The sequence below is a fragment of the Rhizobium sp. 01N447_2 genome, from assembly GCF_056399245.1.
In genome coordinates this window covers 1-16,722 of record NZ_JBFTQY010000107.1, presented here as the reverse complement: position 1 = coordinate 16,722, position 16,722 = coordinate 1, and the positions used below count along the sequence as shown (strand labels likewise).

15 protein-coding genes are annotated in these 16,722 nt (G+C 61.3%); 13 read left to right on the top strand and 2 right to left on the bottom strand.

Going from position 1 to position 16,722, the window contains the following annotated elements:
• Positions 1-17: 17 nt before the first annotated feature.
• From bamA to lpxB, 6 genes are read left to right on the top strand one after another with little or no spacing between them, the layout of a single operon-like run.
• Positions 18-2,351, top strand: a complete 2,334-nt coding sequence (gene bamA / locus AC1ECN_RS35980; protein ID WP_027689778.1) for an outer membrane protein assembly factor BamA — start codon at positions 18-20, stop codon at positions 2,349-2,351.
• A 50-nt stretch (positions 2,352-2,401) separates the two neighbouring features.
• Positions 2,402-3,466, top strand: coding sequence for a UDP-3-O-(3-hydroxymyristoyl)glucosamine N-acyltransferase (lpxD, locus tag AC1ECN_RS35975; protein ID WP_018073465.1), 1,065 nt, complete (start codon positions 2,402-2,404; stop codon positions 3,464-3,466).
• Positions 3,459-3,926 (top strand): 3-hydroxyacyl-ACP dehydratase FabZ, encoded by a 468-nt coding sequence (fabZ, locus tag AC1ECN_RS35970; protein ID WP_018484702.1) that lies wholly within the window; start codon positions 3,459-3,461, stop codon positions 3,924-3,926. Before lpxD ends, fabZ begins: the two co-directional genes overlap by 8 nt.
• Positions 3,923-4,741 (top strand): acyl-ACP--UDP-N-acetylglucosamine O-acyltransferase, encoded by an 819-nt coding sequence (gene lpxA / locus AC1ECN_RS35965; RefSeq protein WP_018073467.1) that lies wholly within the window; start codon positions 3,923-3,925, stop codon positions 4,739-4,741. The genes fabZ and lpxA overlap by 4 nt, the downstream gene beginning before the upstream one ends.
• 3 nt (positions 4,742-4,744) lie before the next feature.
• Positions 4,745-5,626, top strand: coding sequence for an LpxI family protein (locus tag AC1ECN_RS35960; protein ID WP_018073468.1), 882 nt, complete (start codon positions 4,745-4,747; stop codon positions 5,624-5,626).
• On the top strand, positions 5,623-6,801 hold the full coding sequence (gene lpxB, locus AC1ECN_RS35955; RefSeq protein ID WP_018073469.1) for a lipid-A-disaccharide synthase: 1,179 nt from the start codon (positions 5,623-5,625) through the stop codon (positions 6,799-6,801). The genes AC1ECN_RS35960 and lpxB overlap by 4 nt, the downstream gene beginning before the upstream one ends.
• 31 nt (positions 6,802-6,832) lie before the next feature.
• Here lpxB and gltA read toward each other — a convergent pair whose 3' ends face one another.
• Entirely contained in the window at positions 6,833-8,122 is a 1,290-nt protein-coding gene (gltA, locus tag AC1ECN_RS35950) for a citrate synthase (protein ID WP_477955719.1), read from the bottom strand.
• Positions 8,123-8,411: 289 nt separating this feature from the next.
• On the opposite strand from gltA, the gene AC1ECN_RS35945 reads away from it, so the two are divergent.
• The gene (locus AC1ECN_RS35945; protein ID WP_477955723.1) at positions 8,412-10,844 is read left to right on the top strand and encodes a ComEC/Rec2 family competence protein; all 2,433 of its coding nucleotides are present in this window, start codon (positions 8,412-8,414) and stop codon (positions 10,842-10,844) included.
• Here the strand turns inward: AC1ECN_RS35945 and lexA are convergent.
• Positions 10,825-11,544 carry a transcriptional repressor LexA gene (gene lexA, locus AC1ECN_RS35940; protein WP_477955717.1) on the bottom strand — a complete coding sequence of 240 codons (720 nt, stop codon included), beginning with the start codon at positions 11,542-11,544 and terminating at the stop codon, positions 10,825-10,827. The two genes, AC1ECN_RS35945 and lexA, sit on opposite strands and share 20 nt — an antisense overlap.
• A 198-nt stretch (positions 11,545-11,742) precedes the next feature.
• On the opposite strand from lexA, the gene AC1ECN_RS35935 reads away from it, so the two are divergent.
• The 6 genes from AC1ECN_RS35935 to AC1ECN_RS35910 form a co-directional block, all read left to right on the top strand.
• Positions 11,743-12,639: a VOC family protein gene (locus tag AC1ECN_RS35935; RefSeq protein ID WP_477955715.1), complete on the top strand. Its 897-nt coding sequence runs from the start codon at positions 11,743-11,745 to the stop codon at positions 12,637-12,639.
• Positions 12,636-13,481 (top strand): 3-deoxy-8-phosphooctulonate synthase, encoded by an 846-nt coding sequence (kdsA, locus tag AC1ECN_RS35930; RefSeq protein ID WP_130655313.1) that lies wholly within the window; start codon positions 12,636-12,638, stop codon positions 13,479-13,481. Before AC1ECN_RS35935 ends, kdsA begins: the two co-directional genes overlap by 4 nt.
• 141 nt (positions 13,482-13,622) lie before the next feature.
• The gene (gene eno / locus AC1ECN_RS35925; RefSeq protein ID WP_130672551.1) at positions 13,623-14,897 is read left to right on the top strand and encodes a phosphopyruvate hydratase; all 1,275 of its coding nucleotides are present in this window, start codon (positions 13,623-13,625) and stop codon (positions 14,895-14,897) included.
• Between the two features lie 137 nt (positions 14,898-15,034).
• On the top strand, positions 15,035-15,355 hold the full coding sequence (locus tag AC1ECN_RS35920) for an FtsB family cell division protein (RefSeq protein WP_018073475.1): 321 nt from the start codon (positions 15,035-15,037) through the stop codon (positions 15,353-15,355).
• Positions 15,356-15,500: 145 nt separating this feature from the next.
• Positions 15,501-16,547, top strand: a complete 1,047-nt coding sequence (pdhA, locus tag AC1ECN_RS35915; RefSeq protein WP_024320711.1) for a pyruvate dehydrogenase (acetyl-transferring) E1 component subunit alpha — start codon at positions 15,501-15,503, stop codon at positions 16,545-16,547.
• Between the two features lie 15 nt (positions 16,548-16,562).
• Positions 16,563-16,722: biotin/lipoyl-containing protein (locus AC1ECN_RS35910; protein WP_477955722.1), on the top strand; the 160-nt coding region annotated here is incomplete at its 3' end.

Here is a 16,722-nt window from a genome sequence, read left to right as displayed (position 1 = left end):
CAAAGGTAATGGGTGAAATGAAGGCTGGTTCAAAGTTTTTGAACGCAGTATCGGCGGTTGCGCTGTCTGCTAGTGTTGTTGCTTCGGGCGCAGGTGCTTTGACGTTCGTTTCCGCTACGGCCGCTGAGGCCGCGGTTATCCAGCGCATCGATGTGCGCGGCGCGAGCCGTGTCGGCGCGGAAGCCGTACGGTCGAACCTTACCATCGCTCCCGGCAAGAGTTTTTCCAACAGCGATATCGACGCCTCGGTCAAGCAGCTCTACGGGACGGGTTACTTCTCCGACGTCAAGATCTCGGTCTCCGGAAGCACGCTCGTCGTCAACGTCCAGGAAGCCCAGCTCGTCAACCAGGTCGTCTTCAACGGCAACCGCAAGATCAAGGACGACAAGCTCGCGACAGTCGTCCAGACTCATGCTGCCGGCCCTTATAGCGACACCCAGATTCAGGCTGACATCCAGTCGATCAAGGACGCCTACGCGGCCACCGGTCGCAGCGAGGTCGAAGTCACGACGCAGGTGGTGCCGCTCGGCGAAGGCCGCGTCAACCTTGCCTTCGTCATCAACGAGGGTGACCGCACCAAGATCGATTCGATCAACTTCGTCGGCAATAATGCCTATAGCGCCGGCCGCCTGGCTGCCGTGATCGCCACCAAGCGTTCGAACTTCCTGTCGTTCCTGACCCGCAAGGACGTCTACAACGAAGACAAGCTCCACGCCGACGAAGAAGCGCTGCGCCAGTTCTATTACAATCGCGGCTACGCCGACATGCGCATCGTCTCTTCCGATGCCACCTTCGACGATGCGACCAACAAATATACGCTGACCTTCAACATCGAGGAAGGCCAGCGTTACGACTTCGGACCGGTGACCGTCCAGTCGACCGTCGAAGGCGTCGGCTCAGACCAGTTGCAGCCGCTCGTGCGCACCCGCGAAGGCCAGGTCTACAGCGCCAAGGAAGTGCAGAAGTCGATCGAGGCGATCTCCGATCAGGTGGCGTCTGCCGGTTATCCCTTTGCACGCGTCACGCCGCGCGGTAACCGCGACCTCAACAACAACACGATCGGTGTTGAATATCTGGTCGACCAGGGCGAGCGAGCCTATGTCGAGCGCATCGAGATCCGCGGCAACAGCCGCACGCGCGACTACGTCATCCGGCGCGAATTCGACATGAGCGAAGGCGACGCCTTCAACCAGCAGATGATCACCAAGGCCAAGCGTCGTCTCGAAGCGCTCGGTTATTTCTCCTCGGTCAACATCTCCACCCAGCCGGGCAGTTCCCCGGACCGTGTCGTGGTGGTCGTCGACGTGCAGGATCAGTCGACCGGTTCGTTCGGTATCGGCGCTGGTTATGCCGCCGGCGGCGACGGCTTGCTGCTCGAAGCATCGATCGAGGAAAAGAACTTCCTCGGTCGCGGCCAATACATCCGCATCTCGGCCGGCGGCGGCCAGGAAGGCTCGCGCGCTTACGGCGTCAGCTTCACCGAACCCTATTTCCTCGGCTACCGTCTGGCGGCAGGCTTCGACGTCAATCGCAGCGAAACGTCGAGCAATGACGACTACGATTATGAGGAAACCAGCGTCGTCCTGCGCGTTACCGCGCCGATTACCGAAGATCTGGCGACAACCTTCCGTTATAATTACAAGCAGATGAAATACGACGGGGATACCTCTGACCTGTCGGCGACCTACGCCAATCTGGTCGACGAGAGCCCGTGGACACGCTCTTCCGTCTCGCAGACGCTGACCTACAACACGCTTGACGACACCGTCCTGCCGCGTGAAGGCATCTATGCGACGGCGACGCAGGAAATTGCCGGCCTCGGCGGCGACTCGCAGTTCTACAAGATCTACGGCAAGGCCCGCTATTACCATCTGCTTGCCGACGATGCTGATATCATCGGCTCGGTCTCGGGTTCGGCTGGTTATGTCGTTCCTTTCGGAGACCATCTGAACGTCTTCGACCAGTTCACGCTGACCAACGGCGATATTCGCGGTTTCGAGAACAAGGGTATCGGCCCGCGCATCACCGGGGACCACGACGATCCGCTCGGTGGCACGACCTATTTCACGGCGTCTGCTGAAGCGACCTTCCCAATGCCGGGCTTCCCGCGTGACTTCAATCTGCGCGGCGCAGTCTTTGCCGATGCCGGCACGCTGTTTGGCAATGATGTCGAGCTTCTCGGGTCCGATCAGGCCGAGGGCACCAGCGCTTCGCTGCGCGCTTCCGTCGGTGTCGGTGTCGTCTGGCAGTCTCCCTTCGGTGCATTGCGTCTGGATTACGCGATCCCGGTCCTCAAGGAAGACTTTGACAAGACGCAGAACTTCAAGTTTGGCATCAACAACCAATTCTGATATCGGCAGTCCGGAACTGTAAGACTCAATTCCGTTCTGGAGCATTGCCGATGGAGCAAAACGTTTTTTTTCTGCCCCATGAAGGTCTGAGGCTCGCTGAGCTGGCAGAGTTTCTTGGGGCGGAGCTTGTCAATTCCGACCATGCCGATGTTATCGTCAGGTCCGTTGCCCCCATCAGCCGGGCACGGGCAGGCGATATCTGTTATATCCTGTCGCGCCGCAGCCGCGATGAGCTGGCGACATGCGAAGCCTCGGCGGTGATCTGCGACAAGGCGCTTGCCGATCTCGTCCCCCAACATCTCCCGGTCATGCTGTCGTCCAATCCGCATGCGGCCTTCGCGATGGCAGGCGGCCTGTTCTATCCCGCGGCACTGCGCCCGGTCGCCTTTTCCGGTGAAAGTGAGATCGCGCCAAGCGCGGTGATCGATCCGAGCGCCAAGCTTGAAAAGGGTGTGATCGTCGAGCCGATGGCCGTCATCGGTGCGCATGCCGAGATCGGCGAAGGGACGCGTATTGGCGCGCAGAGCATCATCGGCCCGAATGTCAAGATTGGCCGGGATTGTTCGATTGCTGCCGGCGCGAGCATTCTCTGCGCTCTGCTCGGCAACGGCGTCATTATCCACAACGGCGCCCGCATCGGCCAGGATGGTTTCGGTTATGCGCCGGGTCCGCGCGGCATGATCAAGATCGTCCAGATCGGCCGGGTGATCATCCAGGATAATGTCGAGATCGGCGCCAACACCACGATCGACCGTGGCGCCATGGACGATACGGTGATCGGTGAAGGCACCAAGATCGACAACCAGGTACAGATCGGCCACAACGTTCAGATCGGCCGCCATTGCGCCATCGTCGCGCAGGTCGGCATTGCCGGCAGCGCGAAGATCGGCAATGGCGTGCAGATCGGCGGCCAGGTCGGCATCAAGGGGCATGTGACGATCGGCGACGGCGTGCAGATCGCCGCCCAAAGCGGTATCATGACCGATCTTGCCGCCGGCGGACAATATGGTGGTACACCTGCGCGTCCGCTGAATGACTATCTGAGAGATGTCGCGCAACAAATGTCCAAGACGAAGTTGCGCGGGAAGAAACCTGGAGGCGAGCAAAATGACTGAGGAAGCCACGACAACGCTTTCTTCGGCTGACATCATCGAGATCATGAAGCTGCTGCCGCATCGTTACCCGTTTCTCATGGTCGACAAGATCATCGAGATCGACGGCGATAACACGGCGATCGGCATCAAGAACGTCACAGTGAACGAACCACATTTCACCGGCCATTTTCCGGAATCTCCGATCATGCCCGGCGTTCTCTTGATCGAGGGCATGGCTCAGACCGCGGGTGCGATCTGTGCCAAGAAGGATGGCCAGCCCGGCAACCTCGTCTATTTCATGACCATCGAGAATGCGCGCTTCCGCAAGCCCGTCTTACCCGGCGATCGTGTTGAATTCCATGTCAGGAAGCAGAAGCAGCGTGGCAATATCTGGAAATTCCATTGCGATGCCAAGGTCGACGGCGCGCTTGTTGCCGAGGCCGATATCGGCGCGATGATCGTTCGTAAGGATCAGGCATGAGCACTATCGCCGAAAGCGCCCGCATTCATCCGATGGCTGTCGTTGAAGACGGCGCGACCATCGGTGAGGGCGTCAAGATCGGTCCGTTCTGCCATGTCGGCTCGCACGTCATCCTGCATGCGAATGTCGAGCTTTTGTCGCATGCGGTCGTGACCGGCCGCACCGTGATCGGCAAGGGCACGCGCATCTTCCCGATGGCGGTCGTCGGCGGCGATCCGCAGAGCGTGCATCACGGCGGCGAGGAGACGACGCTGACGGTCGGCGCCAACTGCACGATCCGCGAAGGCGTGACGATGAACACCGGCACGGCCGATTTTGGTGGCCAGACAATCGTCGGCGATAATAACCTCTTCCTTGCCAATTCGCATGTCGCGCACGACTGCCGGGTCGGCAATCATGTGATCATGTCGAACAACGTCATGCTCGCCGGCCATGTCGTCATCGAGGATCGCGTCATCCTGGGCGGCGGTTCGGCCGTTCACCAGTTCACCCGCGTCGGCCGTCACGCCTTCGTCGGCGGGCTCTCGGCAGTGAGTTACGACGTCATTCCCTACGGCATGCTGAACGGCAATCCCGGGCTGCTGAGCGGCCTCAACGTCGTCGGCATGACGCGCGCCGGCGTCGACCGCGCCGTCATTCACAGGGTACGTCGCGCCTATAAGTCGATCTTCGAAGGAACGGGCTCCGTCCGTGAAAACGCTGCCGCCATCCGCGAAGAATATGCCGATTGCGAGCCGGTGGTCCACATCCTCGACTTCATCGCCGCCGACAGCGACCGCGCCTTGTCCTCGCCGACCCGGGGGCAGAAGGGTTAGTCCGTGGCTTTATCAGGCGACACCGCTGCGGGCCGGCTGGCGATCATCGCCGGCGGCGGTCTTCTGCCTTCCTATGTCGCCGAAGCCGCGCGCGCGGCGGGCGAAAATCCCGTCATCGTCGCGCTGAAGGATGAAAGCGACCGGCGCTGGGAAGGTTATGACCACGCCGTCATCGCCATCGGCGATTTTGCAGCCCTTGAGGGGTTGCTCAACCGCTATGGCATCGGCCGTGTCGTCATGTCCGGCAGCGTGCGCCGCCGGCCGGAATGGCGCGAGGTGCGGCCGACGCTGCGCACTCTCATGAAGATGCCGGCCGCGATCCGCACCTTGCTGTCCGGCGGCGACGATACGGTGCTGCAGATGGTGATCCGGCTGATCGAGGGAAACGGCCGGCGTGTCGTCGGCGCCCATGAGATCGCCCCCGACCTTCTTGCCGCCGTCGGCCCGCTCGGCACGGCGATACCGGGCGAAGAAGACCGGCGCGATATCAACCGCGCGGCGGAAGCCGCCGAAATGCTCGGCCGGCTGGATGTCGGCCAGGGCGCCGTGGCCATCGGCGGGCGCATCGTCGCGCTGGAGGGGCCGGAAGGCACGGACGAGATGCTGGAGCGTGTCGCCGGTCTCAGAGCCGCCGGACGCATCTCTCCACGCCGTCGCGGCGCGCTCGTCAAGCTCTGCAAGCCTCAGCAGGATATTCGCGCAGACCTGCCGGCGATCGGCGTTTCCACGGTCCTGAATGCAAAGAAGGCGGGCCTTGCCGGCGTTGCGGTCGAGGCGGGCCGTTCGCTCGTGCTCGATCGCGCCGCCGTCCTCAAGGCCGCCGATGAGGCCGGGCTTTTCGTCTGCGGCATCGATCGCGAGCTGCCGGCATGGGGGCTTGAATGACCGGGGCGCCGCTGAAGATCGCCGTCATCGCCGGCGAGGTGTCGGGTGACCTGCTCGGCGCCGATCTGGTCGCGGCCCTGAAGCGGATCCATGCCGGACCGATCGAACTCGTCGGTGTCGGCGGTGAGGGGCTTCAGGCCCAAGGTTTGAAATCGCTGTTCGATTTTTCCGAGCTGTCGATCATGGGCATCACCCAGGTGCTGAGCCGGCTGCCAAGGCTCTATACCCTGATCCGCCAGACGACAGCGGCCATCATCGCTGCCAGGCCAGATATCCTGCTCATCATCGACAGCCCGGATTTCACCCACCGAGTCGCTAAGCGTGTCCGTACCGCACTGCCCGATCTACCTGTCGTCAATTATGTCTGTCCGAGCGTCTGGGCCTGGAAGGAATATCGCGCGACGCGCATGCTGCCCTATGTCGATCACGTGCTCGCCGTCCTGCCCTTCGAGCCGGCGACGATGCGTGCGCTCGGCGGGCCTGAGACCACTTATGTCGGCCATCGTCTGACCGCCGACCCAGCGCTGCTCGAAGCGCGGCGGCTGCGTGCCGCGCGTGCACTCGCCGGCGAAGCGGACAGGGCGATCCTGATGCTCCCGGGATCAAGATCCTCCGAAATCGCCAAGCTCCTGCCGTTCTTCGAGGACGCGGCCAAGGAACTCGTCGCCCGCAACGGCCCGATGCGATTCCTGCTGCCGACCGTGCCGCACAACGAAGCGCTGGTGAATGGTCTGGTTGCCGGCTGGGCCACGCCGCCGGAGGTGGCGGTCGGGCCGGCGCAGAAATGGAAGGCCTTTGCCGAAGCGGATGCAGCGATGGCAGCCTCCGGCACGGTGATCCTCGAACTCGCCCTTGCCGGCGTGCCAACAGTGTCCGTCTACAAGACGGATTGGATCATCCGCCTGCTCGCCCCGCGCATCAAGGTGTGGACGGGCGCATTGCCCAATATCATCGCCGATTATGCCGTCGTGCCGGAATATCTGAACGAGATCGTTCGCGGCGCCAGCCTGGCGCGCTGGATGGAGCGGCTGTCGGCCGACACGTTCCAACTGAAGGCGATGAACGAGGGTTACGATCTCGTCTGGCAACGCATGCAGACCGAAACGCCGCCCGGCGAGCACGCTGCCGAGATCCTTCTCGACGTCTTAAAAAAGAAAAAACCCGGTCGTTTCTGACCGGGTTTTCTTTTGGGTTCTTTTGAAGCGATCAGCGCTTCGAAACCGGGATGTAATCGCGCTTCGGTTCGCCGACATAGAGCTGGCGCGGACGGCCGATACGCTGTTCCGGATCCTCGATCATCTCGTTCMACTGCGCGATCCAGCCGACGGTGCGGGCGAGCGCGAAGAGCACAGTGAACATGGTCGTGGGGAAGCCCAGCGCCTTCAGGGTGATTCCGGAATAGAAGTCGATGTTCGGATAGAGCTTCTTCTCGATGAAATATTCATCGGTGAGCGCGATGCGCTCCAGCTCCATCGCCACTTCAAGCAACGGATCGTCCTTGATGCCGAGTTCGCCGAGCACTTCATGCGTCGTCTTCTGCATGATCTTGGCGCGCGGATCATAGTTCTTGTAGACGCGGTGGCCGAAGCCCATCAGGCGGAACGGATCGTTCTTGTCCTTGGCGCGAGCGATATATTCCGGAATGTGGTCGACTGTGCCGATTTCGTGCAGCATGTTGAGCGCTGCTTCGTTGGCGCCGCCGTGGGCGGGGCCCCAGAGGCAGGCGATACCGGCGGCGATGCAGGCGAACGGGTTGGCGCCCGACGAACCGGCGAGACGGACGGTCGAGGTCGAAGCGTTCTGCTCGTGATCGGCATGCAGGATGAAGATGCGGTCCATGGCGCGGGCAAGCACCGGATTGACCACATATTCCTCGCAAGGCACGGCAAAGCACATGCGCAGGAAGTTCGAGGCGTAGTCGAGGTCGTTCTTCGGATAAACGAAGGGCTGGCCGATATGGTACTTGTAGGCCATTGCGGCAAGTGTCGGCATCTTGGCGATCATACGCAGGCTGGCGACCATGCGCTGGTGCGGATCGGTGATGTCTGTGGAGTCGTGATAGAAGGCCGACAGCGCGCCGACGCAGCCGCACATGACAGCCATCGGATGCGCATCGCGGCGGAAGCCGGTGAAGAAGCGGCTCATCTGCTCGTGCACCATGGTGTGGTGCGTGACGCGGTAATCGAAATCCTTCTTCTGCACGGTGGTCGGCAGTTCGCCGTAAAGCAGCAGGTAGCAGACCTCGAGGAAGTCGCCATGCTCGGCGAGCTGCTCGATCGGATAGCCGCGATGCAACAGGACACCTTCGTCGCCGTCGATGTAGGTGATCTTCGATTCACAGGATGCAGTCGAGGTGAAACCCGGATCGTAGGTGAAGGAAGCCGTGTTCTTGTAGAGGGCACCGATATCGATGACGCTCGGGCCGATCGTGCCGCTTTTGACAGCAAGGTCGACAGACTTGTCACCGATTTTTATTGTAGCGCTTTGATCCGTCATGCTGATCCTCCGAAATGGCGGTGGCGCCATAAAAGCGCCATAGGGGTTAAGCGTCCTCATCGATAGCTATATGATCGCGAGGCTAATGCCAAGTTACCGTGGCGGCATTTTGTGCATTGCGGCATCATCTTTTAGGCAGTGCAGCGATGAGCTATACGCATATCGAAGCCGATGATTCGACTGCTCTTTTGGCTCCTTCACTTTTCCCTCGCTTTTCAATCGATTATTCTTGCCGGATTTGATTGGCGGTTGCATTCTGGCTGCCTGGGCGGGTGATCTTGGGCGGCACATGCAGGAGTTGACGACAGTCGAATTGCGGCCGGAAGCAGGCGCCGGCCTTGCCGACACTGCCGGTTTTTCTCCGCCTGTTGTGGTGACGCGGCCGGCAAGGACGCAGTCGACGAGCCCCTTGCGGTACCGGCTGCCGGCGGCAGCCTCGCAATCGCTGCGTATCGGCATGCGCTTGCTGGGCGAAGAGGCGGACCATGGCCGTCTGCTGCTGGTCTCGCCGGTCTTCCTCGGCGCCGGGGCAGCCTTCTGGTTTCTGGCCGCATCGGACTTTCCGCTCGTTGCATCGCTGCTCTGCCTGTTGGTGCTGACCGTCGCGGTTCTCATCGCCAGCCGCAGCCGGGCGGCGTTGCGGGCAACGCTGCTGGCGCTTGCACTTGTGGCCTGCGGCGTGGTTTCGGCGCAGTTCGAGAGCCGGCGGGCTTCGACCGTGATCCTCGATTCCGCCGTCACGACGACGGTGACCGGCCGTGTCGAGCGGCGCGAAGGCGACGGTCGCGGCCGATGGCGCTATATTCTTGCCGTCACCGGCACGGAGGCGCCGGAGGTGAAGCGGCCGCCGGAACGCATAACCGCGATCGCCCGCGGCGCGGAGGCGCCTTTCGAAATCGGTGATATCATCACCGGCAGGGCGCGGCTGACGCCGCCGGCAGGCCCGGCACTTCCTGAGCTCAACGACTTCTCCTTCGGTGCCTATTTCGATGGCATCGGCGCCAACGGCTTCTTCTACGGGGCGCCGGAGAAGGTCGACTTGCAGGCAGGTCCGCAGGCCGCAAGATCGACGTGGGAAGCACTGCTCGAAGGGCTCTACCGGCTGCGCAGCGGCATTGGCGACCGCATAAGGTCGATCCTACCCGGCGACACCGGCGCTTTCGCCGCTGCTCTCGTGACGGACGAGCGGCGTGCCATCTCGAATGAAACGACGGAGGCGCTGCGCCAGTCCGGCCTGGCTCATATCATCGCCATCTCGGGCCTCAACATGGCGCTGTCGGCCGGCATCTTCTTCGTCGGTTTCCGGATGCTGCTCAGCCTCTTTCCCGGCGTCGCCCAGGCCTATCCGACCAAGAAGATCGCCGCCGCCGGCGCGCTGCTTGCCGTCACGGCCTATTTCCTGATCTCGGGCTTTGCGGTCTCCGCCGAACGCGCCTTCATCATGATGGCCATCATGTTGATTGCGGTCTTCTTCGACCGGCCGTCGATCAGCCTGCGCAACGTCGCGCTCTCCGCGCTTGTCATCATCGCCATTTCACCGTCCGAGGTCTTGGGTCCGAGCTTCCAGATGTCCTTTGCCGCGACGTTGGCGTTGGTATCGGGTTATCAGCTGTGGAAGGACCGGGGCATCCGCGAAAACGCCTTCCTGAAGCTGCCGGTGTTTCGGCCCATCGTTACGGTTGCGGGCTTCTTCGGCGGCGTCTTCCTGACCTCGCTGATCGGTGGGTTTTCCACCGCGCTGTTTTCGATCGAGCATTTTCATCGCTTKACCGCCTACGGCCTGCCGGCAAACCTCGCGACGATGCCGATCATCTCCTTCATCATCATGCCGGCCGGCCTGCTGGCGATGCTGCTCATGCCTTTCGGTCTGGACGTTTTGCCCTGGAAGGTCGTCGGATTCGGCCTCGATCTGGTGATCGCGGTCGCAAAGACCGTGTCCGGCTGGGGGGGCAATATCGACGTCGGCCGCTTGCCCGCCTGGTATTTCGCGGTCGCCGTCGCCGGCTTTCTGCTGTTGACGCTGCTCCGCACCCGGCTGCGCCATATCGGCACATCAATCATCGCGGTCGCAACACTCATCCTGTTGCTTCTGCCAGTTCCCCGGCCGCCGGATCTGGTAATTTCGGAGGATGGTGGTCTCGTCGCGGTCGTCGAGACGGCGGCCATGGCTTCCAACCGCGAAAGACCGCCGGATTTCATCTTCGACCAGTGGCAGAGAGCGCTGGTCCTGCCGACGCATCACCCGCCGAAGATGCTGGAGGGGCCTGCTATCCCGCCGGAGGGAGAAGACCGCCGCGTCAGGCTTTCCCGCGATCAGCAGAACGAAGCAAGGTCGGCGATGCGGGCGGCTGCAACGAGCGCTGACGCAAACCGCTTTTCTTGCGTCAAGAAGGCCTGGTGCACATCAAGGCTTGGCAATGGTCGCGTGGTTGCTGTCATCGACAATGCCGCCTATCTCGGTCCGGCCTGCGATGCGGCCGATATCGTCGTGACGTCGGTGCGCCTGCGCTTCAACAGCTGCCGCTCAGGTGCGACGCTCTTCACCGGTGAGACGCTGCGCAGGACCGGTTCCGTCGAATTACGCTTCGCCGATGCCGGCCTGGACGTCACAGCCGCATTCGATGATCTGTCGCGGCCATGGATGCGCCATCGCGCCTATGACTGGCGCAGCAACAGTTTTGCCGAATCCGGCCCGCCCAGTGTCAGTGATAGCGGCGAATGAGACCGACGAGTTTGCCTTGCACCTTGACGCGGTCCGGCCCGAAGATTCGGGTCTCGTAAGCCGGGTTGGCGGCTTCGAGCGCGATCGAGGCGCCCTTGCGGCGGAAGCGTTTGAGTGTTGCTTCCTCGTCGTCGACGAGAGCCACGACGATGTCACCGGGACTTGCGGTGCTGCCGTTGCGGATGATCACCGTGTCACCGTCGAAGATGCCGGCGTCGATCATCGAATCGCCCTTGACCTCCAGCGCATAATGTTCACCGGAACCGAGCATGTCGGCCGGAACGACTATGTCGTGGGTGTTGTTCTGGATCGCCGAGATCGGAACACCGGCAGCGATTCGGCCCATGACCGGCACGGAGACCGAGTTGCCGTTGTCGGCGACGGGCTTTGCGGCAGCGGGGGCGGCGACCGGCTGGGGCTTACCGAGGCTGCCCTCGATGACGCTCGGCGAAAAGCCGCGCCGGGGCTGGATACTAGGGCTATAGGCCTCCGGAAGCTTGATGACCTCAAGCGCAYGGGCGCGGTTCGGTAGGCGGCGAATGAAGCCACGTTCCTCGAGCGCCGTGATCAGCCTGTGAATCCCGGACTTCGAGGCGAGGTCCAGCGCATCCTTCATTTCGTCGAAAGACGGCGGAACGCCGGATTCTTTCATGCGCTCGTGAATGAAAAGGAGAAGCTCCTGTTGTTTGCGCGTGAGCATCGACGTTGTGACCTCGTGATTGAAACAAATCCAGAACAGACACTATATGTTCCATATGTGTTCCGCAAGTAGCTAAATTTCCGTAAAACTTCGCGCCAACTCGTCGAGATTTTTATTTTCATTCGCCGGATTGGGACACAAGTCTTGCATTGAGGGTGGCGCTGTCGCACATCTCTTGCCGTTTTGAGGAGGATTATGATGAACACGCATTCCGGCAAACCGCATCCGCTGGATCATGTCGTGCTGCCCGTCGTCAATATTGATGTGGCGCGCGAAAGGCTCGGCAAGCTCGGCTTCACCGTTGCCGCCGATGCGCGCCATCCCTTCGGAACGGAGAATGCCTGCGTCTTTTTTGCCGACAAGACCTATCTGGAGCCGCTCGGGATTGCGAGCGCCGAGGAGAGCGAGGCTTCGGCGCGGCAAGGCAATGTCTTCACCGCCCGCAACCGTGCCTTCCRCTTCCGCTGCGGCGAGGAAGGGCTTTCGGGGCTGGCTTTCGGCAGTGAGGATGCCAGCCTCGATCATCAGAACTTCGTCGGCGACGGATCGAGCGCTGGCGAAGTGCTGCAGTTCACCCGGCCGATGACGATGCCGGACGGTGCGCAGACGATTGCCGGCTTCAAACTGGCTTTCGCCGGCGACCTGCGCGCGCCTGACCTCTTTCTCTTCACCGTCGAGCGCGTCAATCCGCTACCGGCCGACCGCGGCGCGCTGGAGACGCATGCCAATGGCGTCATCGGCATAACCGAGATAGCGCTTTGCGCACCCGCCGCCGCTGCCTTTGCTGCCTTCGTCGGCCTTGCCGTGGCGCAAGCGGCAGTCGAGAAAACGAGTTTTGGCGTCAATATCGCAGCGTCGAACGCGAAAATCAGCCTGATGACGCCGGAAGGGCTGGAAGCCTATTTTGACATCGCCGTCTCATCCGGCGATCGCGGCCTGCGCGGCAGGGCAATCCTCTTTGCCGTCGCCGATCTTGCCGTGACAGAAGCGCATTTGGCTGCTAACGGGGTGACATACACGCGCAAGAACAATCGCATTGTGGTGAAGCCTGCGCCCGGGCAGGGCGCGCTCTTCGCCTTCGAGGAAACACGATGAGCACTGATACGAATTCCGAAGTCAGGATCGGCGAGGACCAAGGCCAGGTCAGCTTTTCCAATACCGGCCGCCTGTCGCTGATTGCCGGCCCCTGCCAGATGGAGAGCCGCGATCACGCCTTCATGGTTGCCGGCACGCTGAAAGAGCTTTGCGGCAAGCTCGGCATCGGCCTCGTTTACAAGAGCTCCTTCGACAAGGCGAACCGCACCTCGCTCTCGGCTGAACGCGGTATCGGGATCGAAAAGGGCATGGAGGTCTTTGCCGACCTGAAAAAGGAATTCGGCTTTCCTGTCCTGACCGACGTTCATACCGCAGAGCAATGCGCGGAGGTGGCAAGGGTCGTCGACGTCCTGCAGATCCCGGCGTTCCTTTGCCGCCAGACCGACCTTCTCATCGCCGCCGCCAAGACCGGCCGCGTCGTCAATGTCAAGAAGGGCCAGTTTCTCGCTCCCTGGGATATGAAGAACGTCCTGAAGAAGCTCAATGCCAGCGGCAATCCGAACGTGCTGCTGTGTGAGCGCGGCGCCTCCTTCGGCTACAATACGCTGGTCTCCGACATGCGCTCGCTGCCGATCATGGCGGCGATGGGCGCCCCTGTTATCTTCGATGCGACCCATTCTGTGGCGCAGCCGGGCGGGCAGGGCGATTCTTCCGGCGGTCAGCGGGAATTCGTGGAAACGCTGGCGCGCGCAGCGGTGGCTGTCGGTATCGCCGGGGTCTTCATCGAAACCCATCAGGACCCCGACAATGCACCTTCCGACGGCCCCAACATGGTCTATCTCAAGGACATGCCGCGGCTGCTTGAAAAGCTGCTCGCCTTCGATGCGGTCGCCAAGGCTTGACGTTCAACAGCCTGACATGATCGTGCTATAGGCGAGATCCGAACACGGTTCGAAGGCTGGAAATTGCAGCATTGTAATTTGCACGCCTTCGACTAAGACAGTTTTCGAACCGACTTATCACCCACCGAGCAGGAAGAACCCATGACTGCAATCACCGATATCATCGCCCGCGAGATTCTCGATAGCCGTGGCAACCCCACCGTCGAAGTCGATGTCTATCTCGAAGATGGCAGCATGGGCCGCGCGGCCGTTCCCTCGGGCGCCTCGACGGGCGCGCATGAGGCGGTCGAACTGCGCGACGGCGGCAAGCGCTACCTCGGCAAGGGCGTCCAAAAGGCGGTCGACGCCGCCAACACCGAGATCTTCGACGCGATCGGCGGCATTGACGCCGAAAACCAGATCCAGATCGACAACATCATGATCGAGCTGGACGGCACGCCGAACAAGTCGCGCCTCGGCGCCAACGCCATCCTCGGCGTCTCGCTCGCCGTTGCCAAGGCTGCCGCCCAGGCTTCCGGCCTGCCGCTCTACCGTTATGTCGGCGGCGCTTCCGCCAGCCTGCTGCCGGTGCCGATGATGAACATCATCAACGGCGGCGCCCATGCCGACAACCCGATCGATTTCCAGGAGTTCATGATCCTGCCGGTCGGCGCCGATACGATCGCCGAAGCCGTGCGCATGGGTTCGGAAGTCTTCCATACGCTGCGCAAGGAACTTGCCGCACAGGGCCACAACACCAATGTCGGCGACGAAGGCGGTTTCGCACCGGGCCTGAAGAGCGCGCCGGAAGCTCTCGACTTCATCATGAAGTCGGTCGAGAAAGCCGGCTACAAGCCGGGCGAGGACATCTACCTCGGCCTCGATTGCGCCTCGACGGAATTCTTCAAGGACGGCAAATACGTTCTCGAAGGGGAAGGCCGCACGCTGGAACCGGGCGCCATGGCCGAATATCTGGCCGAGCTCGCCGCCAAGTATCCGATCATCTCGATCGAGGACGGCATGGCCGAAGACGATTGGGACGGCTGGAAGACGCTGACCGACCTGGCCGGCAAGAAGACCCAGCTCGTCGGCGACGATCTCTTCGTCACCAACTCCGCCCGTCTTCGCGACGGCATCCGCATGGGTGTTGCCAACTCGATCCTCGTCAAGGTCAACCAGATCGGCTCGCTGACGGAAACGCTCGATGCCGTCAACACGGCGCACAAGGCGGCCTATACTGCCGTCATGTCCCACCGCTCCGGCGAGACCGAAGATTCGACCATCGCCGATCTCGCGGTCGCCACCAACTGCGGCCAGATCAAGACCGGCTCGCTGTCGCGCTCCGACCGTCTTGCCAAGTACAACCAGCTGATCCGCATCGAGGAAGGCCTCGGCCCGCAGGCCCAGTATGCCGGCCGCTCGATCATTCGCGGCTGATCGGATCTGATTTCCAATGGCTTGACCCGCGCCTTCCCGGCGCGGGTTTTTTATTGCGCGGTTTTTAGAGTCAACGAACGGTTAATCTCTGCGCGCTAGATTGAACCAATTGGTAATGCGTTCAAGAGCATGCGTGTATGTGGACAAAGCATCATAAGAAGAGAAAGATCGGCCGCTTCGTCATTCCGGCCATGACGGTCGCCTTCCTCTCCTATTTCGGTTATCATTGCATTCATGGCGATTACGGCCTGCGCGCGACGGAGGCGTTCGAGCATCAGCGTGTCGCGCGCGACAAAGAGCTTGCGATCTTGAAGGCGAAGCGCGAACATCTGGAAAATCAGGTCGCGCTCCTGAGTGATGGCTCGCTCGACAAGGATATGCTGGACGAAAAAGCGCGCTATCAGCTCAATATGTCGCGCGCCGACGAGATCGTCGTATTCAATCACTATTCCAATTAACTTGAAATTGGTTAATTGTTATTTCTGTAGATTTATCAATAATTTAGTGCCGAATACGAGCCATGCAATTATGGCATTGCTGTGGTCATATTTCTTCCCTATGGTACGCGCCACCAAGAAACGACAAACCCATAGGGAGGGTTGAATGGCGCCGCGAAAGACCGCGACCGTTTCCAGCCGCAAAACTGCAGCAAAACCGGCAGCCAAAGCATCGAATGGAGGCCCAGTAGCCGACTTCGATCGCAATGAAGAGCTGAAGGCCTATCGCGAGATGCTGCTGATCCGCCGCTTCGAGGAGAAGGCCGGTCAGCTTTACGGCATGGGCTTCATCGGCGGTTTCTGTCACCTCTACATCGGTCAGGAAGCTGTCGTCGTCGGCATGCAGATGGCGCAGAAGGAAGGCGACCAAGTCATCACCGCCTATCGCGACCACGGCCATATGCTGGCAACCGGCATGGAAGCGCGTGGCGTCATGGCGGAACTGACCGGGCGCCGCAGCGGCTATTCCCACGGCAAGGGCGGCTCGATGCACATGTTCTCGAAAGAGAAGCATTTCTACGGCGGTCACGGCATCGTCGGCGCCCAGGTCTCGCTCGGAACGGGTCTTGCCTTCGCAAACCGCTACCGCGGCAATGACAATGTCTCCATCGCCTATTTCGGCGACGGCGCTGCCAACCAGGGCCAGGTCTACGAGAGCTTCAACATGGCTGCTCTCTGGAAGCTGCCGATCGTCTATATCGTCGAGAACAACCGTTACGCCATGGGCACCTCGACCGCCCGCGCCACCGCGCAGTCAAACTATTCGCTTCGCGGATCCGGCTTCGGCATCCCCGGCATTCAAGTCGATGGCATGGACGTCCGCGCCGTCAAGGCGGCGGCAGACGAGGCGCTCGAGCATTGCCGTTCCGGCAAAGGCCCGATCATTCTCGAAATGCTGACCTATCGTTATCGCGGTCACTCGATGTCCGACCCGGCGAAGTATCGCTCAAAGGACGAAGTGCAGAAGATGCGCTCCGAGCACGACCCGATCGAACAGGTCAAGGCTCGCCTTGTCGAAAAGGGCTGGGCTTCCGAAGACGATCTGAAGGCGATCGACAAGGATGTCCGCGACATCGTCGCCGACAGCGCCGACTTCGCCCAGGCCGATCCGGAGCCGGATGTATCCGAGCTCTATACCGACATTCTGCTCTAATCGGGGAGGGAACCCATGCCTATCGATATCCTCATGCCCGCCCTCTCTCCGACCATGGAAGAAGGCACACTGTCCAAATGGCTGAAGCAGGAAGGTGACAAGGTCACCTCAGGCGACGTGATCGCCGAAATCGAAACCGACAAGGCGACGATGGAAGTCGAAGCCGTCGACGAAG